Annotated in this window: 22 protein-coding genes; 5 read left to right on the top strand and 17 right to left on the bottom strand. The window is 60.4% G+C overall.

What is annotated here, in order from left to right; all coding sequences use genetic code 11:
* Window positions 1–136 precede the first annotated feature (136 nt).
* The 6 genes from Tel_01950 to Tel_01925 form a co-directional block, all read right to left on the bottom strand.
* Complete coding sequence (locus Tel_01950; protein ALP51999.1) at window positions 137–1,423, bottom strand: hypothetical protein; 1,287 nt, start codon at window positions 1,421–1,423, stop codon at window positions 137–139.
* A gap of 4 nt (window positions 1,424–1,427) precedes the next feature.
* Window positions 1,428–2,231 carry a nucleoside triphosphate hydrolase gene (locus tag Tel_01945; protein ALP54698.1) on the bottom strand — a complete coding sequence of 268 codons (804 nt, stop codon included), beginning with the start codon at window positions 2,229–2,231 and terminating at the stop codon, window positions 1,428–1,430.
* A 26-nt stretch (window positions 2,232–2,257) separates the two neighbouring features.
* The gene (locus Tel_01940) at window positions 2,258–2,485 is read right to left on the bottom strand and encodes a hypothetical protein (GenBank protein ID ALP54697.1); all 228 of its coding nucleotides are present in this window, start codon (window positions 2,483–2,485) and stop codon (window positions 2,258–2,260) included.
* Between the two features lie 18 nt (window positions 2,486–2,503).
* Complete coding sequence (locus Tel_01935) at window positions 2,504–3,022, bottom strand: hypothetical protein (GenBank protein ID ALP51998.1); 519 nt, start codon at window positions 3,020–3,022, stop codon at window positions 2,504–2,506.
* 99 nt (window positions 3,023–3,121) lie between these two features.
* Window positions 3,122–3,799 carry a protein-L-isoaspartate O-methyltransferase gene (locus Tel_01930; GenBank protein ALP51997.1) on the bottom strand — a complete coding sequence of 226 codons (678 nt, stop codon included), beginning with the start codon at window positions 3,797–3,799 and terminating at the stop codon, window positions 3,122–3,124.
* Window positions 3,800–3,808: 9 nt separating this feature from the next.
* Entirely contained in the window at window positions 3,809–4,114 is a 306-nt protein-coding gene (locus tag Tel_01925) for a hypothetical protein (protein ID ALP51996.1), read from the bottom strand.
* Window positions 4,115–4,422: 308 nt separating this feature from the next.
* On the opposite strand from Tel_01925, the gene Tel_01920 reads away from it, so the two are divergent.
* From Tel_01920 to Tel_01910, 3 genes are all read left to right on the top strand, one after another.
* On the top strand, window positions 4,423–6,261 hold the full coding sequence (locus Tel_01920; protein ALP51995.1) for a hypothetical protein: 1,839 nt from the start codon (window positions 4,423–4,425) through the stop codon (window positions 6,259–6,261).
* Window positions 6,262–6,357: 96 nt separating this feature from the next.
* A complete protein-coding gene (locus Tel_01915; GenBank protein ALP51994.1) occupies window positions 6,358–6,957 on the top strand; it encodes a LexA repressor in 600 nt (199 codons plus the stop codon).
* Window positions 6,957–7,583 (top strand): hypothetical protein, encoded by a 627-nt coding sequence (locus Tel_01910; GenBank protein ALP51993.1) that lies wholly within the window; start codon window positions 6,957–6,959, stop codon window positions 7,581–7,583. The genes Tel_01915 and Tel_01910 overlap by 1 nt, the downstream gene beginning before the upstream one ends.
* Here the strand turns inward: Tel_01910 and Tel_01905 are convergent.
* Entirely contained in the window at window positions 7,571–7,762 is a 192-nt protein-coding gene (locus Tel_01905; GenBank protein ALP51992.1) for a hypothetical protein, read from the bottom strand. The two genes, Tel_01910 and Tel_01905, sit on opposite strands and share 13 nt — an antisense overlap.
* Window positions 7,763–7,831: 69 nt before the next feature.
* Here Tel_01905 and Tel_01900 point away from each other — a divergent pair, with 69 nt between their 5' ends.
* On the top strand, window positions 7,832–9,790 hold the full coding sequence (locus Tel_01900) for a hypothetical protein (GenBank protein ALP51991.1): 1,959 nt from the start codon (window positions 7,832–7,834) through the stop codon (window positions 9,788–9,790).
* On the opposite strand, the gene Tel_01895 is transcribed toward Tel_01900, so the two are convergent.
* From Tel_01895 to Tel_01855, 9 genes are all read right to left on the bottom strand, one after another.
* Window positions 9,781–10,713, bottom strand: coding sequence for a sugar kinase (locus Tel_01895; protein ID ALP51990.1), 933 nt, complete (start codon window positions 10,711–10,713; stop codon window positions 9,781–9,783). The genes Tel_01900 and Tel_01895 overlap by 10 nt on opposite strands.
* A gap of 14 nt (window positions 10,714–10,727) precedes the next feature.
* Window positions 10,728–11,090 carry a diacylglycerol kinase gene (locus Tel_01890; GenBank protein ID ALP51989.1) on the bottom strand — a complete coding sequence of 121 codons (363 nt, stop codon included), beginning with the start codon at window positions 11,088–11,090 and terminating at the stop codon, window positions 10,728–10,730.
* Window positions 11,083–12,537: a glycine dehydrogenase gene (locus Tel_01885; protein ID ALP51988.1), complete on the bottom strand. Its 1,455-nt coding sequence runs from the start codon at window positions 12,535–12,537 to the stop codon at window positions 11,083–11,085. Before Tel_01885 ends, Tel_01890 begins: the two co-directional genes overlap by 8 nt.
* Window positions 12,538–12,715: 178 nt before the next feature.
* Window positions 12,716–13,213: a thiol peroxidase gene (locus Tel_01880; GenBank protein ALP51987.1), complete on the bottom strand. Its 498-nt coding sequence runs from the start codon at window positions 13,211–13,213 to the stop codon at window positions 12,716–12,718.
* Between the two features lie 2 nt (window positions 13,214–13,215).
* The gene (locus Tel_01875) at window positions 13,216–14,580 is read right to left on the bottom strand and encodes a glycine dehydrogenase (protein ALP51986.1); all 1,365 of its coding nucleotides are present in this window, start codon (window positions 14,578–14,580) and stop codon (window positions 13,216–13,218) included.
* A 92-nt stretch (window positions 14,581–14,672) separates the two neighbouring features.
* A complete protein-coding gene (locus tag Tel_01870; protein ALP51985.1) occupies window positions 14,673–15,068 on the bottom strand; it encodes a glycine cleavage system protein H in 396 nt (131 codons plus the stop codon).
* A 63-nt stretch (window positions 15,069–15,131) separates the two neighbouring features.
* Window positions 15,132–16,226 carry a glycine cleavage system protein T gene (gene gcvT, locus Tel_01865; protein ALP51984.1) on the bottom strand — a complete coding sequence of 365 codons (1,095 nt, stop codon included), beginning with the start codon at window positions 16,224–16,226 and terminating at the stop codon, window positions 15,132–15,134.
* On the bottom strand, window positions 16,216–17,160 hold the full coding sequence (locus Tel_01860; protein ID ALP51983.1) for a hypothetical protein: 945 nt from the start codon (window positions 17,158–17,160) through the stop codon (window positions 16,216–16,218). Before Tel_01860 ends, gcvT begins: the two co-directional genes overlap by 11 nt.
* Before the next feature lie 335 nt (window positions 17,161–17,495).
* Entirely contained in the window at window positions 17,496–18,023 is a 528-nt protein-coding gene (locus Tel_01855; GenBank protein ID ALP54696.1) for a hypothetical protein, read from the bottom strand.
* A gap of 178 nt (window positions 18,024–18,201) precedes the next feature.
* On the opposite strand from Tel_01855, the gene Tel_01850 reads away from it, so the two are divergent.
* Window positions 18,202–19,467, top strand: a complete 1,266-nt coding sequence (locus tag Tel_01850; protein ALP51982.1) for a hypothetical protein — start codon at window positions 18,202–18,204, stop codon at window positions 19,465–19,467.
* 68 nt (window positions 19,468–19,535) lie between these two features.
* Here the strand turns inward: Tel_01850 and Tel_01845 are convergent, their stop codons facing one another.
* Window positions 19,536–19,865, bottom strand: coding sequence for a hypothetical protein (locus Tel_01845; GenBank protein ID ALP51981.1), 330 nt, complete (start codon window positions 19,863–19,865; stop codon window positions 19,536–19,538).
* Between the last annotated feature and the right edge of the window lie 167 nt (window positions 19,866–20,032).

The following is a 20,032-nucleotide window of genomic DNA, read 5'->3' as shown; positions in this document are numbered from 1 at the left end:
ATCAAGCTCTCCAAAGCGCGCAGACGCCGGTGCGTGCAGTCGCAGCCACACACATACGCGTGCCATCACGTTTTGTTTTGCCTTGAAGTCGATCATGGTTTTTAATTTGCATTCATTCAGCGGGCACTGTCAAGCCCTATTTGACGACGGGGTGCTTGATGCGCGGCCAATAGCTGTCGAAATCAAACGCCGGACTGTGTTTTTGCACATGGCACTGGGCGCACATGCGCTCGGGTTGCCAATCTTGATTGGCCAACGGTTCGACACCCGCCGACTCGGCATGGGCACGCCCGGCGCCGTGGCAATTCTCACACTGCACATTCATCAGGTGCGGCGTGGCGTCGGTGTCGATAAATCCGCCCGCCTGTTCGAAGCCAACGGTATGGCATTTGATGCAGGCGGGATCGAAGGCCTTGTTGACCTGTTCGAGCTTGTAAAAGGCGTCGCTGTGCAGGCTCTCGCGCCAGATGTCATGGGTCTGCTGATGGCAGTTTTGGCAGCGCTCTGCGCCAACGAAGGGGCTTTCGCCCGAGCTCATGGCCTTGCGCAGTTTGACCCGTTCGAGATAGGCCGCCTTGACCGTGGCATTGTATTCCTCGTACCAGGCCAGCAAGGCCGGATCGTCTGCCACCGCCGGCGGCATGGAGATGACCCGGTGCTGGAAGTCCGCGATGCGTCCCTGTTCGTTCAGGCTGAGGGTCAGCTGCCCCAGGCGCATGCCGCGGGAGCCCGGCTGCAGCACCAGCGTACCGTCGCGCATGTGCGGCTGGCCGAATTCTTCGTAGGCGGCGCGGATTAGCAGGATATCGACATATTGCAGCGGCAGGGCCCGGGCCTGCTCCATCGTTAACGTGGTGGAGAGCACGGTAAGGCCTCGCTGCTGTGCCTGTTGCAGTCGGGCCGCGAGGCCGTCCAAGTCATCACTGACCGGTTTGTGTTCACCCTGCATGGCGGCTTGGGGCGATTGGGCGGGATCCATCCAGGCGAAGAAGAACAGTGTATGTCCGTCGCGCTTGATCTGTTTGGCGTCGGCAAATGCGTCGCCGGACCAATTGCTGGCCACCCAGGGCAGGCCGCGGTCGCGCACAAATTCCACCCCGTAGGCCAGATCGTTCCACTGCAGCGCGACGGCATCGTAGTCCAAGGTCGCAAACCCCTTGAGGATGTATTCGCCGGTGAGCTTGTCCTGCGGCACCATGCTGACCACCATGCCGCCGCCGGACAGGGCGAACAGGCCCGGATGTTCGTCGCGCAGCTTTTTCAAGGTCGTGGAGTGCCGCAGGATACCGCCGGAATTGCCTTCGATGCTGCAGCCGCAGGGCTCCAGTTCACCGTCGATATTGCCGGAGTAGACGATGTGCAGTGTGTCATCCTGGGCCCAAACCAGCGTGGGCAACAGCAGCGTCAGCCATAACAGTTTCAATATCTTAGTTCTCACGCGCTGTCGCCTCCTCGGCTTTGGCCTGGTCCCACAATGTTTCCATCTCTTCCAGAGACAGCCGCGCCAGGGTTTGGTTCTGCTGCCGCGCCAGTTGCTCAACGCGGCGAAAGCGGTTTTCGAAGCGGCGGTTGACGCCGCGCACCGCCGTTTCCGGCTCGACGCCGGCATGGCGGCCGAGATTGACACAGGCGAAGATCAGGTCGCCGACCTCGTGCGCCAGTTTGTCCGGATCGGCGCCGTTGGCCATCACCTCGCGCACTTCGGCCAGCTCCTCTTCGATCTTGGCCAGCACCGGCTCCACATCGGGCCAGTCGAAGCCGACTCGGGCGGCGCGGCGCTGCAGTTTCATGGCGCGCATTAGCCCCGGCAGGGCCTGCGGGACGTTGTCCAGCACACTCGGGTCACGCTGTTCAGCGGCGGCCTTGGCGTGGCGTTCGCGCGCTTTGTGTTGCTCCCATGCACTGGTTTGGGCCTCGGCGTCGGCAATATCCGCATCGGCGAAGACGTGGGGGTGACGCTGCACCAGTTTGTCGCCGATCTCTTGGGCGACGTCGGCAAAGTCGAACTCGCCCGCCTCTTTGGCCATCTGGGCGTAGAAGACGATCTGGAACAGCAGATCACCCAGCTCTTCGCGCAGGGCGGCCATGTCGTTCTGTTCGATGGCCTCGGCCACTTCGTAGACCTCTTCCAGGGTGTAGGGCAGGATGGTGCGATAGGTCTGCTGCCGGTCCCACGGACAGCCACGCTGCGGATCACGCAGGGCGGCCATCACCTCAAGCAGGCGCTGCATCTGATTCATTGATTCACCTTGATGGATTATTGAAGCTTATCGATGGCAACGAACTTATTGTTGTCATCGAATTCAATCACGAACTCGCCGTGAATGCCATCGTGGCGTACATACGGGCGTAGGATATGGGCGGGGAATTCGATGCTCAGGCCGTTGCGCGTCGTGGCCACGACAGTGCTTGCAGCCCCGCTGTAGAATTTCAAATACTCGTCGGCGGAGATATGCAGAATGACGTGTAGTTTGCGACTGGCCACGCGTGCAAATGAATACAATCAGCTCTTGAGGTAATCGATCAGCACACCGCTGGTCTGGCGCAGACGTAGGCTCATCAGCGTGGCCATTTTGCGGATCATCTTCAAGGCCACTTCGGGCTGTTCGGCGACGACCTGCTCGAAGCGGCTCTTGGTCAGCAGCAGCAGCACGGCGGGCTCCACCACCCGGGCGGTGGCGGAATGGGGCAGACCGTCGAGCAGCGACATTTCGCCGATGGTCTTGCCCGCCCTGACAGTGGCGATCTTCCTGCTTTCACCGTAATCGGCGGTCTGTTTCAAAATATCCAGCCGGCCCTGAGCGACGATGAACATGTAACTCTCGCGCATGCCTTCGTGCAAGACTTCGGCGCCCACCGGGGCGTTATAGGCCTGCACATACCCGGCGAAGATATCCACCTCCTGGCGCGTCATGTCCCGGAACATATCGGCCCGTTCCAACATATCGCCGATCTTTGCGCTGAAGGTGGTGCCGGAACCCAGCAGTTCCAGACCATCAAAGGGGTTTTTTTCGATTGCCATTCCGTGTCTCACGCCGCCGATTGCCCTGTCATGCCTTTATTATCCTGCAGCGTGGGGGATTACTTTAATTTAATCAACACTATTGCCGGCGGTCGGCGCTCAGGGCGAGATTGCCTCATCGTTCAGGATCTGATCAATCAAGGGCACAAAGGCGACCGGCAAGATGCTTTTGACCGTGATCTCGCCCCCGGCGTCCTTGCGCACCAGCCTCAGATCCTGGCCGTAGTAACGCGCGCCTACCGGCACGACCAATCTGCCACCCGGCGCCAGTTGTTCCACCAGCGCCGCGGGAATCCGTTCGGGCGCGGCGGCCACCAGGATGGCGTCGAAGGGCGCGTATTGCGGCAAGCCCGCGAAAGCATTGCCCCAGGCGACCTCGACATTGTTGTAACCGAGGTGCCGCAGGCGTTGTCGGGCCTCCCGCGCCAAGGCCGCGACATTCTCCAGGCCGTAGACCTGTTTCGCCAGACGTGACAACACCGCGGCCTGATAGCCTGAACCGGTGCCCACATCGAGTACCACATCATCGGCCGTAAGCTGCAATAACTCCGTCATCAAGGCGACGATATAGGGCTGGGAAATGGTCTGTCCATGACCGATGGGCAGGGGATGGTCTTCAAAGGCGGAGTGCCGCAGTTCGGGGGGGACGAATTCTTCACGCGGCACCTCGGCCATCACGCGCAACACCCGTTCGCTGATGACGGTATCCCCGGTCCATGAGGCCGCGCTCTTTGCCTCGGCCTTGATATCGGCAATCAAATCCTGCAGGGTCGACATAGGTTTGGCTTAGTCCTCGGACTCCATGGCGTCGAGGGCGCCCAGGGCGCCGGACCAGTTTTCCGGACGCATGGCGGTATCGCTGTACCCCAGGTCGTCACGCTCGATTTCGTCGAAGGCACCGGTCCAATCTTCGGGCGGCTGGGCCTCTTCCAACACCATCTCTTCCCAGGTGTCAAAATCCAGCTCTTCCACCTCGCCGTCGAAATACTGGATGTCGATGCTCTGCTCGTCAGGGTCCAGGGCCACCACTTCAAAAATCTGGCCGCCGGGCGCCTGATACCAGCCACCGATTACAACTGCAAGCTCCGACATAATGTTTCCTCCCTACCTGCGTCGCGCAGGTTCAAAGAACACGCCTTATCTTGCACGCGGGATGCGTATCACCCAGCTTAGAAAATTCACACAGCAATGTATAGAGCACGCCGAAACGACCGTTAAACATGCCGGCGCGAGTATTTAATCGGTTTTCGCCAACCCTTTCACATAGGAACTGGGACAGGGCTCACACTCGGGGCTAAGTAATCCAAATAAGATACCGAAAACATTAGCGAATAAAGCTACTTTTCGGCCTCGAGCCATAATCTAAATAGTGACGCTCAGGCCACGTTACGGAGAACAGCATGAAGCAAGCCGCCCAAATGATCAGCAGCACTGAGGTGCGAAAATTTGCCCCGCTGGGCAAATTAAGCGATGCGGACGCTCAGGAATTGCTGCGCACGTCGATCAGCATCCAACTTTCCCCCGGTACCCCGGTATTCAATCAGGACGACATGGACAAGCAGGTCTTTTACCTGCTTAAAGGCAAGGTTGAGCTGCGCGGCGCCAATCACAAAACCATTATCGAAGGCGGCAGCCAGGAGGCCTATCAGCCGATCGGTCGCCATCTGCCCGGCCAGGTATCCGCCCGGGCCCTGGAAGAATCGGTATTGATCAGCTTTGATGCCGACATGCTCGACCTGTTCCTCAACTGGACCAACCCCAACGCCTATGTGGTCAATGAAATGGACACCGGCCAGGATCACGCCTGGATGAACCGCCTGCTGCAATCGCGCGGCCTGTTGCGTTTTTCCGAATCCCAAATCAACACCCTGCTAGAGCGCATGAACGAAGTACACGTCCGCGCCGGCCAACGCGTCGTAACGCAGGACGCTGACGACGACTTTTACTACGTCATCAAAGAAGGCCGCGCCACCGTGTCGCGCACGCCCGATGCCGGCGCACGTCCCATCAAACTGGCCGAGCTGGGTGCCGGCGACGCCTTTGGCGAAGAATCCCTGCTCACCACCTCGGCACGCGCCGCCACCGTCACCATGCAGCAAGACGGCACCTTGATGCGCCTGTCAAAACAGGACTTCGCCGAACTGCTGGCCGAGCCCCTGCTCAGCGCCATCAACTGGGATGAGGCCCAGGCCATGGCCGCCACCGGCGGATTGTTTATCGATATCCGCCTGCAGGACGAGTTCAAGGCCATGAGCATCCCTGGCAGCGTCAACATCCCCATGCCGGTATTGCGCCTCAAGCTCAAAGGCCTGAAACACAACCGCAAATACATCGTCTATTGCGATGACGGCAGCCGCAGTTCGGTAGCGGCGTTCCTACTCAATCAGCACGGCTTTGACGCCTTTATACTCGACGGCGGCCTGGCCAGTGCCATTCCGCATCTGGCACTGCGCGAGATGAACACACCTGCCGCGGAAGAAACCGCGCAAGCGACCACAGGCGATACGGCCGACAGTGCGCCGGCGAATGAGCCCAGCCAGGAAACGGATGATGCGCCTGTAAGCCAAACCAAACAGGGCAATACGTATTGCTCACTGGCTGACTACTGGGGTTCGACGGTGGACGAAGTATCGGATAACAGTTTTGCCGACAGCGCCGCCGTGTACCAGGTGGAAAAAACCCGGGTGACGCAGGTCTTGGCCCAGCCGGCGGTGGTGTCCGAAACCAAGCCCCACGCCATAAAGGCGAAGCCCCCCGGCAACGCGGCGCCGCACAAACAGGACACCAATGCAGCGCGCGCCACCCCCGCGCGTCAACGCCATGGGCTGCGCAACACCCTGATCGGCGCCACCGTCATCGGCTTGGGCGCGCTGTTTGCGAGCAGCCCTTTTTCGCTGGATAAACTGACTCAGCTGGCAGCATCCCAGCCTCCCGTAAACCCAACCGCCGTCACCCCGCAAACCCGCGTGACGCCGCCAATCACACGGCCTGCCGCTACCCCGCGCTCCGCCCCGATGATTGCCGACACGCCAACCAGCGGCGCTGAGCCCCAACGATCCTCCGCTGAGGTTACAGAAAGCGATATGTTGATCGAATCGGATATTTATCTTTCCATGGACGGCGAGATTCTGCAGTTGCAGCCCACCACCATTATGCCGCACGACGTCGAAGCACCCGTCGCCCCCACAGCCCCGAAAAAGGCGGTTATCGACCCCGCCACCCGCGGTTTTTTGAACTAGCCCGCAGCGGCAACATCCCGGTACACGGGGCTTGCACCCGGCGCATCACTGTGTATACTTACAGCACACTGTATGGATACTCAGGAATGCGCCAAGATGGAAAAGCTCACCGCCAGACAACAGCAAATCCTCGACCTGATTCGCGACTTCATTGCCGAAACCGGCATGCCGCCGACGCGCGCCGAAATTGCCGAGGCGCTGGGGTTTCGTTCCGCCAATGCCGCCGAAGACCACCTCAAGGCCTTGGCGCGCAAGGGCGTGATCGAGCTCATGTCCGGCGCATCGCGCGGCATCCGCCTGCTGGCCGATAACGGCCTGCCGCTGGTCGGCCGGGTGGCGGCCGGTGAACCCCTGCTGGCACAGGAACATATAGAAGACCATCTCAAGATCGATCCGCAGATGTTTCATCCGCAAGCCGACTACCTGCTGCGCGTCCACGGCATGAGCATGCGCGATGTGGGCATCCGCGACGGCGACCTGCTGGCCGTGCACCAGAACCCCACAGCGCATAACGGCCAGATCGTTGTCGCCAGGCTTGATGACGACGTTACCGTCAAGCGCTTCAAACAGCGCGGCAACATCGTCACCCTGGTGGCCGAAAATCCCGATTTCGAGCCGATTCGTGTCGATCTGCGCAAGCAGTCGCTGGCTATCGAAGGTATCGCCGTCGGCGTAATTCGCCAGGGGGCCGAATAATGCCCCCGGTCAATCTCAGTCTGGACTTTTCCCAGCCCGGCGGCCTTGCCCGCCCCATGTCCGCGGCCATCAGCAGCGGTTATCCCGCGTTAGACGTGATGCTGCCCCAGGGCGGCTGGCCGGTGGGTGGAATTACTGAAATCTTCTGCAGCCACGACAGCCGTCCGGCGCTGGCGCTGGTTTGGCCGGCGCTGGCGCGTCTGAGCCAGGCCAAGCGCTGGCTCGCCATGATTGCGCCGCCCAACGCCCCCACCAGGACCGAACTTCAAACCGAGGGCATCGACCTTGGCCAGGTGCTGATGATTCACCCCCATGCCACCAGCAACGGTCTGTGGGCCGTGGAACATGCCTTACGTGCCGGCACCTGCGCCACGGTCCTCAGCTGGGTCAATCACGCCGACCGTCATGCCATGCAGGACTTGCGCGGCGCGGCCCTGGCGGGCAACAGTTGTGGCCTGCTGTTCCGCCCGGAACGGGCCGTTGAGCAGCCCGGCATCGACAGTCTGCGTCTGCGCGTCACCCCCACAGAGCGGCAGGGGCTGTATGTTGAACTGTTGGAGCAACGCCGCAATCGAGTCGCCTCCGGCATCTTTATCGAACCCGCCCGCTTGTTTCAAACAGGCTGAACAACGCCCCGAATCTGCGCCACCGCGGTCTGATTGCACGCATCCCCCCGCGCCGTGATATCGTTGTCATCAGGTGATTTTAGGGCATCTATAAAAAATTCGATCAAGCCGATGATGGCAAGGCGCACATGGGCGCAAAAGCAGAGTCTAGCGACAGTAAACGAGCATTTTGAGTCCATTTGCAACGCCGCACGCGCGGCTTCAGCGGATTTTTAGAGAGCCCCCTCTAGACAGTTCAGGTTTCTACAATGACAACCAGCGAGCAACGCCTCGACTCACTGCTCTCGGCCATCAGCGGCGGTGTAGCGGAAATCGACCTCAACGGGGTCATCACCTACAGCAGCCCCAATAATCAAAAGATGTTTGGCTATGAAACCGGCGAACTCACCGGCATGAACGCTTTCGACTTGATGTACCACCCGCAAGAGCGCGAGCACGCACGTATTAAGCTGGCCGATATCATCGCCCGGCGGCCCAAGCCCACGCCTTATTACATTACCGGCCGGCGTAAGGACGGCAGCCCACTGCCTGTTCGGCTCGATTGGGCTTATCTGCGCAATGACAACGGCGAACTCACCGGCCTGATGTCGGTTGTCACGGATATCAGCAAGCAGGCGGGCTTGGAAAAAGGCTCGTGCGAAGAGCGCGATCTGGCACGCCGTTATCTTGATGTGACTCGCTTCATGATGGTGGGGCTGGACACCGAGGGCAATATTTCCGTGATTAGCTGTCAGGCCTGTAAAGTCATCGGTTATGACAGACGACAATTGCTGGGACGCAACTGGTTTGAAACATGCGTTCCCGAAACGCATCGGGCTGAGGCATTGGCCGTCTTCCGTCAGTTAATGAAGGGCGACGGCGAGCCAATCGAATACTATGAGAGTGCAGTCATCGGTGCCGACGGTGAACAACATCTAATCGCCTGGCACAATGTCCTGCACTACGACACCAACCACCAGATATGCGGCGTCTTCAGCTCGGGCGAGGACATTACGCAAAAGGCGCGCGCCAAGAAGGAAAAGGCGCGCCTCTACGAGGAAATCCGCAAGGCCCAAAAGATCGAAGCGCTGGGACGACTCACCAGCGGTATCGCCCATGATTTCAACAATATTCTGGCCAGCATCCTGGGATATGCCGACCTGGCCCTGGATGCAGTCACCCAAATGGGCGAAGAGGAGATTGCCCGTTATCTCAACGAAGTCGTCATGGAAGGCGAAAAGGCGCGCGATCTAATTACGCAAATGCTGGCCTTTTCCCGTGGCCAAGCCAGCGAAGACATCGCCCTAAACCCGGCGCCGCTGGTGAAGGAACTCGCCAAGGTGATGCGATCGTCTTTACCCCAGACCATTGAACTCAACGTCGCTATCGAAGCCGATATCCCCAAAGTCGAAATCGACCCGACCCAATTACATCATGCCTTGCTCAATGTCTGCCTCAATGCCAGTAACGCCTTGGACCAGAGGCGCGGCACTATCACCATCGGCGTCAACCGAGTCAGCTGCTACCAGACCAAGTGCAGCGCCTGCCGCGAAATATTCGACGGCGACCATGTGGAGATCTCGGTCGCCGTCGACGGAGAAAGTATCGAGCCTTATCTACTCGACCAGATCGTTGACCCCGTTTTCAGCAAGCGCGAAGACAACGGCATGGGACTGGCGACCGTGCACGGCATGGTGCACGAGCACAAAGGCCATATCCTGGTCGACGCCATAGTCGGCTATGGCACCACAGTGCGCCTGTTATTGCCCATTGCGCCCACCCAGCCGGGCGCGCGTGCGGATGCGCGCCAACCGCTGCAGGAAAGTCGGCTTGGCCATGGCGCGTGTATCTTAATCGTGGAGGATGATGAATCCATCGCCGGACTGCAGAGCGAAGTGTTGCAGTCACGCGGATTTAGAACCGAAGTCTATTCCGACGCCTACCAGGCGCTGGCGCGCTTCAAAACAGCGCCGGAGCGATGCGACTGCGTGGTGGTCGACCAGGCCATGCCGTCGCTGTCGGGTTTGGAATTTTCCAGCCAGCTGCTGGCGCTGCGCCCCGAGTTACCCATCATTCTCTGCACCACAAATGAGAAGGCCGGCGCAGCGGCCGGCCTCGTCCATTCAGGTATTCAGGGCCGGTTACACAAGCCCTTTTCGTCGGAACAGTTGCTCGATCTGATCTTCAGACTGCTGAAAATAAACAGCGTCGCCCCGCCTCAGAGGTAATACCCAAAGGCCTCGTTAAAACGATCGTCGAAAGCCTGCCGGTCAAAGCTGTGATTCTGGGTGCCGTGATGCTGGATCTTGATGGCGCCCATCAAGGATGCGATGCGTCCGGTCGTTTCCCAATCCATATCATGCATTAAGCCGTACAGCAGCCCGGCGCGATAGGCATCACCGCAACCGGTGGGGTCGGCCAGCTGTTCGGTCTTGGCCGCCGGAATCTCGAGGCGATGTTGCTTGGTATAGACATGCGAGCCCTTGGCGCCCATGGTGACGATCAACGCCTCGACGTGCTCGGCCAATTCATGGGGCGACTTACCAGTACGATCCTGCAGCAGTTGCATTTCGTAATCGTTGACGGTGACCCAGGTGGCTTGCTCGACAAAACGCATCAGATCGTTGCCATCGAACATGGGCATACCCTGACCGGGATCGAAAATAAACGGGATGTCCAGCTCGGCGAATTGGCGCGCATGTTCGATCATGCCGTCGCGGCCGTCGGGCGAGACGATACCGAGCTTGACGCCCTCGGCATCGCCCACCTTGTTTTCGTGGGAAAACCCCATGGCGCCCGGATGAAAGGCGGTGATTTGGTTATCGTCCAGATCGGTGGTAATAAAGGCCTGACCGGTGAAGGCGTCCGGGATGACCTTGACGTGGTCAGAGGCGATACCGCATTTTTCCAGCCATTGGGCGTAGGGCTCGAAATCGTTACCGACCGTGGCCATGGGCAGGGGCTCGCCGCCCAACAATTTCAGATTATAGGCGATGTTGCCGGCGCAACCGCCGAATTCGCGCCGCATATCGGGCACCAGAAAGGAGACATTCAGCATGTGCACCTTGTCGGGCAGGATATGGTTCTTGAATCGATCGTGAAAAACCATGATGTTATCGAAGGCGTAGGAACCACAAATCAGTGCAGACATATCTCTTTCCTTTATTACTCAAATAAAATTAATAACCAGATAACGGCGCTGTTGACCAAGGCCACGAACACTGCCGCGGAACCGATGTCCTTGGCGCGCCCGGCCAGCATGTGATGCTCATGACCGATGCGATCCACCACCGCTTCGACCGCCGAGTTTAACAGCTCGACCATCAGCACCAACAACAAACTGCCGATCAGCAAGGCACGTTCAATGCCGTTATCGCCCAACCATAGGGCCGCCGGCACGAGAATCACCAGCAGCAGCAATTCCTGACGAAAGGCCGCCTCGTATTTGAGGGCGGCACGCAGTCCGTTCCAGGAATAACCGGTCGCCGCGATGATACGGGCGATTCCGGTCTTCCCGGGTTTAGCCACTCACCTCTTCCTTCCAAGTCAAATCGAGCTCGCGCGCGGCACGCACATCGTCCAGTCGACGGGAAGGCAAGGTGTAAGGCGCGCCCTTGAGTTGATCCACGTCCTGCTCGGCCTCGGCCTTGATCTTGGCCATGGCCGCAACGAAGCCATCCAGTACGTCCTTGGCCTCGGTCTCGGTGGGCTCGATCAAAAAACACTCCGGCACCAACAGGGGGAAGTAGGTGGTGGGCGCATGGAAGCCGTAGTCCAGCAAGCGCTTGGCAAAATCCATGGCCGTGGCGTTGTGCTGCTTGGCCTGTTTCCTCAACGTCAAAATAAATTCGTGCGTGGCACGGCGCTCGGGATAGGCCATGTCGAAGCCGGCCTTTTTCAGCTGCGCCATCATGTAATTGGCGTTGAGGGTGGCGTATTCGGCCACCCGATGCATACCTTCGCGACCCAGCAGACGCGCATAGACATAGGCACGCAGGAGAACGCCGATGTTGCCGTTAAAGGCGGACAGGCGGCCGATGCTTTGCGGGCAATCCCGCTCCGTCAGCCAGCGAAACTCGTCGCCCTGCTTGGCCACCATGGGGATGGGCAGGAAGGGAATCAAACGCTCACTGACGCCCACCGGCCCGGCACCGGGACCGCCGCCGCCGTGCGGCGTGGAAAAGGTCTTATGTAGATTCATGTGGATGACGTCAAAGCCCATGGTGCCGGGGCGCACCTTGCCCAGGATGGCATTGAGATTGGCGCCGTCGTAGTACAGCAGGCCGCCGGCGTCGTGGACGATCTGGGCGATCTCTTTGATCTTGCGCTCGAACACCCCGACGGTGGAGGGATTGGTGAGCATGATGCCGGCGGTCTGGGGACCGACGGCCATCTTCAGGGCCTCGATGTCGATATCGCCGTCGTCTTTGGTGGGGATCTCCTTCACCTTGTAGCCGCACATCACCGCCGTGGCCGGGTTGGTGCCGTGGGCGGCGTCGGGGACGATGATCTCGCTGCGCGCCGAGTCACCGCGGGCATCGTGGTAGGCGCGGATCATGGCCACGCCGGCGAACTCGCCCTGGGCCCCGGCCGCCGGGATCAAGGACACGGCCTTCATGCCGGTGATCTCTTTCAGCATCTCCTGCAGATCGTAGAGACAGGCCATCACGCCCTGGCCGCAGGCATCCGGCGCCTCGGGATGGCGCCCGGCAAAGCCCGGCAGCAGCGCCATGGCGTTGCAGATGCGCGGGTTGTATTTCATAGTGCACGAACCCAGTGGATAGAACTGGGTGTCGATCGAGAAGTTCTGCTGCGACAGCCGGGTGTAGTGACGTACCACCTGCATCTCCGAAACCTCGGGCAGGGTCGGGCGCGATGTACGGCGCAAGTTCTCGGGAATGCCCGACACCTCCACCTTGGCGGGTACCTGTCCGGCCGCGACGCGGCCACTGCGGGATTGTTCGAAAATCAGCATATACAGCTCTCTGTTTAATTTCGGGTGTTAGAAATATTTACCGCGAAGGAGGCACAGGCGCGCAAAGCTAAACACTTGCTGCTTGGTGTGAATTCTGCCACTCCGGCAGAGTACAGGCAGTCACTGCAAATAACCTTAGCGTACCTTCGCGTCCTTTGCGGTACATACAATTTAAGTCTTACAAACACTTCATCGCCGCATCGTAATCCGGCTCGTTAGCGATATCATCCACCAGCTCGGCATGCACCACCTTACCCTGCGCATCAATCACCACCACGGCACGGGCGGTGATGCCGGCCAGCGGCCCGTCGATCAACAACACACCGTAGTCCTTGGCGAATTTGCGCGAACGCATCAGCGACAGCGGCTGCACATTTTTGAGTTTTTCCACGCCGCAGAAACGGCTCTGGGCGAAGGGCAGATCGGAGGAGATCATCAGCATCACCGCATCCCCCCGCCCTTCAGCCAATTGGTTGAACCTTTTGGTCGACAGGGCGCAGACGGGGGTATCCAGGCTGGGTACGATATTCAGCAAGACCTTCTTGCCGGCGTAGTCCGCCAGGGTCTTGTCCTGCAATTTGCTGTTGACCAGCTTGAAGTCCGGCGCCGCACTGCCCACTTCGGGCAGCTCGCCGATGGTGTGCACCGTTTGGCCTTGCAAAGCGACTGTGGCCATGGCTACGCCCCTAACACGTCGGTCAGGGCCTGAGCGTAGGCGTCCAAGTCGGCGTCTGTCTTGGTTTCGGTGGCACTGACACTGATGCAGTCATTCAATTCGGCATAACAGCGGCCCATGGGATAACCGCCGAATATGCCTTTGTCGGCCAAGGCCGCCAGCACCTGGTCCACCGGTTGGGGCAAACGCAGCACCACATCGTGGAAGGCCGTGCCGCTAAAGACGCGCTCGACGCCGTTGAGGGCGCACAGCTTATCGGCCAATGCCCGGCTGTTGGCCATGCTCTGCGCCGCCACCCGCTCCAGACCTTCGGCCCCCATCAGCGCCATATAAATGGTCGAGGCGGTCACCATCAGGCCCTGATTGGTGCAGATGTTGGACGTGGCCTTGGAACGACGAATATGCTGTTCGCGCGCCTGCAAGGTGAGGGCGAAGCCGGGCTTGCCGTCGAGGTCCACCGTGCGGCCGATAATGCGCCCCGGCAGCTGACGGGCATGGGCCTGCTTACAGCACATGAAGCCGTAATAGGGTCCGCCGCTGGACAGCGGGATCCCCAGGGGCTGACCTTCGCCGCAGGCGATGTCCACGCCCTTTTCACCCCACTCGCCGGGCGGCTTGAGCAGGGCCAGCGCGGTGGGATTGACCACACCGATGGCCAGACTGTTGTTGTCGGCCGCCCAGCCGGCCAGCGCGTCCACGTCTTCCAACACACCGAAGAAGTTGGGCTGGGGGATGACCAGGGCGGTGATGTCGTCGCCCTCGAATGTTTTCAACGCCTCCACCAGGGTCTTGCCGGCCGCGCTGCAATAGGGCAGCTCTTCGATGGTGATGCCCTGATTCTTGACGATGGTCTTCACTACCGCGCGATAGGCGGGATGCACCGTGCTCGGCATGAGGATGCGTTTGGCTTTGGATTTGCGATGCGCCCGCACCGCCATCAACACGGCCTCGGCCAGCGCCGAGGCGCCGTCATAGAGCGAGGCGTTGGAGACATCCAGACCGTTGAGGCTGGCCATCATGGTCTGATACTCGTACAGCACCTGCAAGGTGCCTTGGCTGGCCTCGGCCTGGTAGGGAGTATAGGCGCTGTAGAACTCGCCGCGAGTGGCGATATCCCACACCGCCTGGGGGATGTGGTGCTCATAGGCACCGGCACCGATAAAGCTCAGGCCCTGGGCGTCGCCGGCGGCACGCTGGCGCATCAGCCGCGCCACGTCCATCTCGTTGAGACCGGCGGGGATGGCGTCGCTCAGCCCGCCAATGCGCAGCTCGGCGGGGATTTCATCGAATAGGTCTTCGATGCTGGCGACGCCGATGGCGTCGAGCATCTCGTTTACATCGTGTTCCGTATGGGGAATGAATGGCATCGCTTAATCCAGCTTTAAATATTAATCAACGGGTGTCGTGGTATTGATTGGCGGAATCGCCAAAGGGGGTCATATTCTCCCCTTCGGTCTATTTAGTGCTCATCTTCGGCGACCACTTCGCCGTAGGCCTCGGCATCCAGCAACTCGTCCAGCTCGCCCTCTTCGCTGAGCTTGATCTGCATCAGCCAGCCGTCACCGTAGGGATGATGATTCACCAGGTCGGGACTGTCGGCCAGCTCTTCGTTGACCGCCACCACCTCGCCGGTAAGCGGGCTGTAAACGTCGGAGGCGGCCTTGACCGACTCGACCACGGCGCACTCCTCGCCCACCGCCACCGCCGCACCCACCTCGGGCACTTCGACGAAGACCATGTCGCCGAGCAACTCCTGGGCATGATCGGTAATGCCGACCTTGGCCGTGCCGTCGCTCAACACCTCGACCCATTCATGGCTGCGGGTGTATTTCAGATTTGCGGGGATATCGCTCATTGTTCCGATCCTCTTTTTGTCTGTTCCGGGTTATGTGTTCGCAGCACGCTGCGGCTTGATTATTTAATCGATCTCGACACAGGCCTTGCCGTGGCGCACGAAGGGCGGCTTGACCACCTTGCAGGCCAGCTGCCGGCCACGCACTTCCACTTGGCACGTGTCGCCCACCTCGGCGGCCACCCGCGCCAGCGCGATGGAGGTGCCCAGCGTGGGCGAAAAGCCGCCGCTGGTGGTCTCGCCCGCCGGGTCGCCGTTCCACAGCACTGTCTGATGGCCGCGCAGCACGCCTTTGTCCGTCAGCACCAGGCCGACGAATTTCGCCAGACCGTTCTTGCCACGCTGTTCCTCCAAGGCCCGGCGCCCGATAAAGTCGCGCTCGGCCGGTTCCCAGGCGATGGTCCAGTTCAGGCCCGCTTCCAGCGGACTGATGCCTTCGTCCATGTCGGTGCCGTAGAGGTTCATGCCCGCCTCCAGGCGCAGGCTGTCACGCGCGCCCAGGCCACAGGGGCGCACGCCCTGCGCCAGCAGTTTTTGCCAAAACTCGGCGGCCTGCCCGGCCGGCACCATAATCTCATACCCGTCTTCGCCGGTGTAGCCGGTGCGGGCGATGAACAGACCTTCCACGTCCGCCGCGACGAAGGGTTTCAGCTCAGCGGCGGCCTCGGCCTGCGCCGGCGTCATCACCGCCTGAGCCTTGGCGCGGCCGCTGGGGCCCTGCACGGCGATCATGGCCAGGTCGGTGCGCTCGGTGATGTCCATGTCGAAACCGTCCGCCTGCTGTTCGATCCAGGCCAGATCCTTGTCATGCGTGGCGGCGTTGACCACCATGCGGAAGTTTTGATCATCGAGATAGTAGACGATCAGATCATCAATGACCCCGCCGTCTTCTTTCAACATGCAGCTGTAGAGCGCTTTGCCGCTAAGCTTGAGCTTGTCCACGTCGTTGGCCAGCAGCCGGCGCAGGAAGGCTTTGACACCCGCCCCCTTGAGATCGACCACAGTCATGTGGGAGACATCGAACATGCCGGCGTCGTTGCGCACGGCGTGATGTTCTTCGAGCTGGGAGCCGTAGTTGAGCGGCATGTTCCAACCGGCGAAATCCACCATCTTGCCGCCGCAGGCGACATGCTGATCGTAGAGCGGGGTATTACTTGGCATGATTGAATCCCTTCTTTGATTGCGATGATCCGGGGTGGCCCTCTTCGGCGTGATAGGACGAACGCACCATGGGCCCGGCCTTGACCCAGGCGAAGCCCATGGCGCGGGCCTCACGCTCGAGTTCGCTGAAGCTGTCCGGTGACAGATATTCCTTGACCGGCAGATGATAACGGCTGGGACGCAGATACTGGCCCAGCGAGACCCGCGTCACGCCGATGTCACGCAGATCGCGCAGCACCGCCAGCACCTGGTCACGGCTTTCACCCAACCCCAGCATGAGGGCCGATTTGGCCTCGACTCCGGGCTGCACCGCGGCCAGCGCCAAGAGATCCAGGGACCGATCGTACTTGGAACCCTTGCGCACCTCTTTGTACAACTCTGGCACCGTCTCCACGTTGTGCCCCCAGACCAACTGACCGCCGTTGACGGCTTTGCAAATCATCTCGATCGCAAGGTGTTGGTCCTGCTGAAAGTCGGGGGTGAGAATCTCCAGGCCGATATCGGACTTGTGCTGACGCAGCAGGCGCAGGGTCTCGGCGAAGATGGCGGCGCCACCGTCGGCACGATCGTCGCGATTGACCGAGGTCAGCACCACGTAGTCCAAGCCCATGCCCGCCACCGCCGCGGCGATGCGGCGCGGCTCGTCCGTGTCCAGACCGTCGGGACGACCGGTCTTGACGTTGCAGAAGCCGCAGGCGCGGGTGCAGGTATCGCCCAGCAGCATGAAGGTGGCGGTGCCGCGGCTCCAGCACTCGGCTCGGTTGGGGCAGCGCGCCTCCTCGCACACCGTATGCAAGGCCTGACGTTTTACCGCGCCGGCGGTCTTGCCGTAGGCGGCCTCACCGCCCAACTGCTGGCGGATCCAGGTCGGCATGCGGCTGACATTGGACCGGCCGGAATGGTCGAAGACGGGGATGTAACTGCTTTGGCTCATCTCGGAATCGCTACCTGTTGAAAAACAAAAAGGGCGACAGATAAATTCAGAATTTATCTGTCGCCCCTCTGTCCGGTAACCTGAGAGTTTAAGCTCCGCTGACGGAACTAACCCCTTCGGTGGACCCCGCTGTCAATGCGGGACCGCTCTCCAGAGTCAACCACCGTCTGCGGTCCTGAAGCCTGAGCGATTCCGGGCGGGTTGCGCCTTCGGCGGTCCTCGATTGAGAGAACTCTCTCCCCCAGACGGTGCGGGTTGAACGGCTAACTATACCGATTCGGGCGGGTAAATCCAAGTCTGAAAGCGAAAAGGGTGGACCGGGAAGCGGCGCGCGATTAGAGAATCACCACGCGAGTACCCACGTTCACCCAACGCGCCAGCTGCTCGATCTGCTCATTGGTGAGCGCAATACAGCCCTGGGTCCAATTGAGGGTTTTGTGGATACGGGGATCATTTGAACCCAGCCCGTGAATACCGATATAGCCCCCCAAGGGCGTATTCTGGGGCGGGGTCTGGCCGTGCAGGACCGCCGAGCTGATCTGGTAATAGGTGTCGAAATCGATCTGGGCGCTGGCAAAGGCACGTTCGGCGTGATCCAGATTGGGGTAGTCGAGACCGAAAAACAGGTGATATTTACTGCGCGGATTGATCCAGCCGATACGAAATACCCCCTTCGGGGTACGACCGTCGCCCTGGAAACGCTGCTTTGCGGTCCCGCCGCGGCCCACCGAGATGCCGGCGAAGATCTGCTCGATATGATCGCCCACCATCACCTTCAGGGCCTGCTGCCGGGTATCGATCACGACCCAAGGCTCGACCTCGTCTTGCGCCGGCGCTTGCAGCGGCAGCAACGAACAAAGCATCAGCAGCAGGGTCACACGGTGTATCATGGATGTCTTCAACCTCGATAATTCCAGGCCGTGAGGCAGTGTTTGAATCACCTCTCGCCTACTATAGATTATCGTCAGCAACGGGGCCCACATTTACCCCGTATACACTCGGTTTTTGATGCGCCACACTAATCCATTGAATAGTAAAGAATTGAACAACCCCGACCGCCATCCCAGCATAGCGCTTGCGGTCTATCTGGGTATTTTCCTGCTGTGCTTGGCAACAGCCGCCCCGGCGGGCACCTATCCCATGCCGTCCGCCGGCGAGCACCTTATCGGCGAGCTGACAGCGGTGCGTGCCTCTCGCGACGAGACCTTGCTCGATGTGGCGCTGCGCCACGACGTGGGCCACAATGCCATCATCGCCGCCAATCCGGACATCGACCCCTGGCTGCCCCAGGAGGGCGCCTGGATCACCCTGCCGACCCAGTTCATCCTCCCTGACGCCCCACGCCAGGGCATCGTCATCAATCTGCCCGAGATGCGCCTGTACTACTACCCCGAACCACAGGCCGGGGAACAAGCGCGGGTGATCACCCACCCCATCAGCATCGGCAGTGAAGGACGCAACCTGCCCATGGGCCTGACCCGCATCGGCGAGAAAAGGACTCAACCCAGCTGGGTGGTGCCCCGGTCAATTCGCGAGGAACATGCCCGCGACGGCGACCCGCTGCCGGCGATCGTGCCCCCCGGGCCCGACAATCCGCTGGGGGAATACGCCATGCGTTTGGGCACCTCGTCCTATCTGATCCACGGTACCAATCGTCCGTTCAGCATCGGCATGCGCGTCAGCCATGGCTGCATCCGCATGTATCCCGGCGATATCGAGACGCTGTTTGCGCGCGTCCCCAAGGGAACGCCGGTGCGCATCATTAACCAGCCGTTTAAGGCCGGTTGGCGCGCCGACGAACTGTATGTGGAAGCCCACAAACCCTTGCAGGAGCAACACCTGGCGCCAGACTCCGGCCATACCACCACCATGGTGGCGGCCGTGATCAATACCAGCAATATCATCCTTGATGAAATGAGTTGGGCCATGGCCGGCCTGGCGGCCGAACAGCAGCAGGGCATTCCGACCAAGATCCTGGCGACGCGCGCCGAAGAGTCGCTGCTGCGCACGGTGGCGGCGCGCTTTCCCGCCCTGGCCCCGGGCGAAACCTGGTGGCTGCAACTTGGCGCCTTCAGCAAGGTCGGCAACGCCAACATGATCGCTCAGCGCATCGGCCGCCTGCCGGACGATATCTCAACCAGCCTGGTCACTAACGGCCGCCTCTGCCACTTGCTTATCGGACCGTTCGCAGCACGCGATGCCGCTCTCGCCACGGGTGAGACCATCCGCAGTCATACCGACGTTTCCGGTTTTCCGTTGCCTGGCACCACACTCAACGGTTATCGCTACTGCAATCCTCGAATATAAAGCGGACATAAATACGGGCCGACATGTCCCCATGCCGGCCCGGCGTCAACCGCGAACATCTCGTCGCGCTATTTACTCATGCTCTTCTTGAACATGCGCTCGGTCTTTTCGGCCGTGTCATCGGCCGTAGTCTGGGCCTCGGAGGCCTGTTGCTGAGCGTCACTGGCCATGCGCTTGGCCTCATTCGCGGTCTGCAGCGCCTGGTCGGCGGTGCGTTTGGCGTCACGCGCCGTGCCATTGGCATCGGCCGCCATCTGTTTGGCCTCTTCCGCATTGCTGGCGGCAGCATTGACATCGCCGCGTAACTGTTCGAGCTCTTCGTTGCTGATGTTGGCGCAACCGGCCATCCCCATCACTACCGCTGAAACCATCGCAGCACGCGTAATCTTGGTATTCATTTCGTTCTCTCCTTGTGTCTACGGTGTCTGTCGGGTCATTCCTTCAGACCTTCTTGGAAAAACATACGCCCGCCGACTAGCAAAAACAAGCGCTGTGCCAGCTTGGCGAGCGATTATACTCATGATACCGACCACGGCCGCAGAGGCATTGACAATCATCAATCAGA

This window comes from Candidatus Tenderia electrophaga, from assembly GCA_001447805.1.
Lineage (GTDB): Bacteria > Pseudomonadota > Gammaproteobacteria > Tenderiales > Tenderiaceae > Tenderia > Tenderia electrophaga.
This window is presented reverse-complemented; position numbering and strand designations above follow the sequence as displayed.

Bases quoted from the DNA above. Each gene is read 5' to 3' on its own strand.
- Tel_01905 (ALP51992.1), bottom strand. From the start codon at position 7,762: ATGGACTCAAAATGCTCGTTTACTGTCGCTAGACTCTGCTTTTGCGCC.
- Tel_01895 (ALP51990.1), bottom strand. From the start codon at position 10,713: ATGTCTGCACTGATTTGTGGTTCCTACGCCTTCGATAACATCATGGTT.
- Tel_01860 (ALP51983.1), bottom strand. From the start codon at position 17,160: ATGAGCCAAAGCAGTTACATCCCCGTCTTCGACCATTCCGGCCGGTCC.
- Tel_01915 (ALP51994.1), top strand. From the start codon at position 6,358: ATGGAAAAGCTCACCGCCAGACAACAGCAAATCCTCGACCTGATTCGC.
- Tel_01945 (ALP54698.1), bottom strand. From the start codon at position 2,231: ATGCAGCGCCTGCTTGAGGTGATGGCCGCCCTGCGTGATCCGCAGCGT.
- Tel_01885 (ALP51988.1), bottom strand. From the start codon at position 12,537: ATGCTGATTTTCGAACAATCCCGCAGTGGCCGCGTCGCGGCCGGACAG.
- Tel_01900 (ALP51991.1), top strand. From the start codon at position 7,832: ATGACAACCAGCGAGCAACGCCTCGACTCACTGCTCTCGGCCATCAGC.
- Tel_01880 (ALP51987.1), bottom strand. From the start codon at position 13,213: ATGGCCACAGTCGCTTTGCAAGGCCAAACGGTGCACACCATCGGCGAG.
- Tel_01925 (ALP51996.1), bottom strand. From the start codon at position 4,114: ATGTCGGAGCTTGCAGTTGTAATCGGTGGCTGGTATCAGGCGCCCGGC.
- Tel_01910 (ALP51993.1), top strand. From the start codon at position 6,957: ATGCCCCCGGTCAATCTCAGTCTGGACTTTTCCCAGCCCGGCGGCCTT.
- Tel_01920 (ALP51995.1), top strand. From the start codon at position 4,423: ATGAAGCAAGCCGCCCAAATGATCAGCAGCACTGAGGTGCGAAAATTT.
- Tel_01875 (ALP51986.1), bottom strand. From the start codon at position 14,580: ATGCCATTCATTCCCCATACGGAACACGATGTAAACGAGATGCTCGAC.
- gcvT (ALP51984.1), bottom strand. From the start codon at position 16,226: ATGCCAAGTAATACCCCGCTCTACGATCAGCATGTCGCCTGCGGCGGC.
- Tel_01845 (ALP51981.1), bottom strand. From the start codon at position 19,865: ATGAATACCAAGATTACGCGTGCTGCGATGGTTTCAGCGGTAGTGATG.
- Tel_01855 (ALP54696.1), bottom strand. From the start codon at position 18,023: ATGCTTTGTTCGTTGCTGCCGCTGCAAGCGCCGGCGCAAGACGAGGTC.
- Tel_01935 (ALP51998.1), bottom strand. From the start codon at position 3,022: ATGGCAATCGAAAAAAACCCCTTTGATGGTCTGGAACTGCTGGGTTCC.
- Tel_01870 (ALP51985.1), bottom strand. From the start codon at position 15,068: ATGAGCGATATCCCCGCAAATCTGAAATACACCCGCAGCCATGAATGG.
- Tel_01930 (ALP51997.1), bottom strand. From the start codon at position 3,799: ATGTCGACCCTGCAGGATTTGATTGCCGATATCAAGGCCGAGGCAAAG.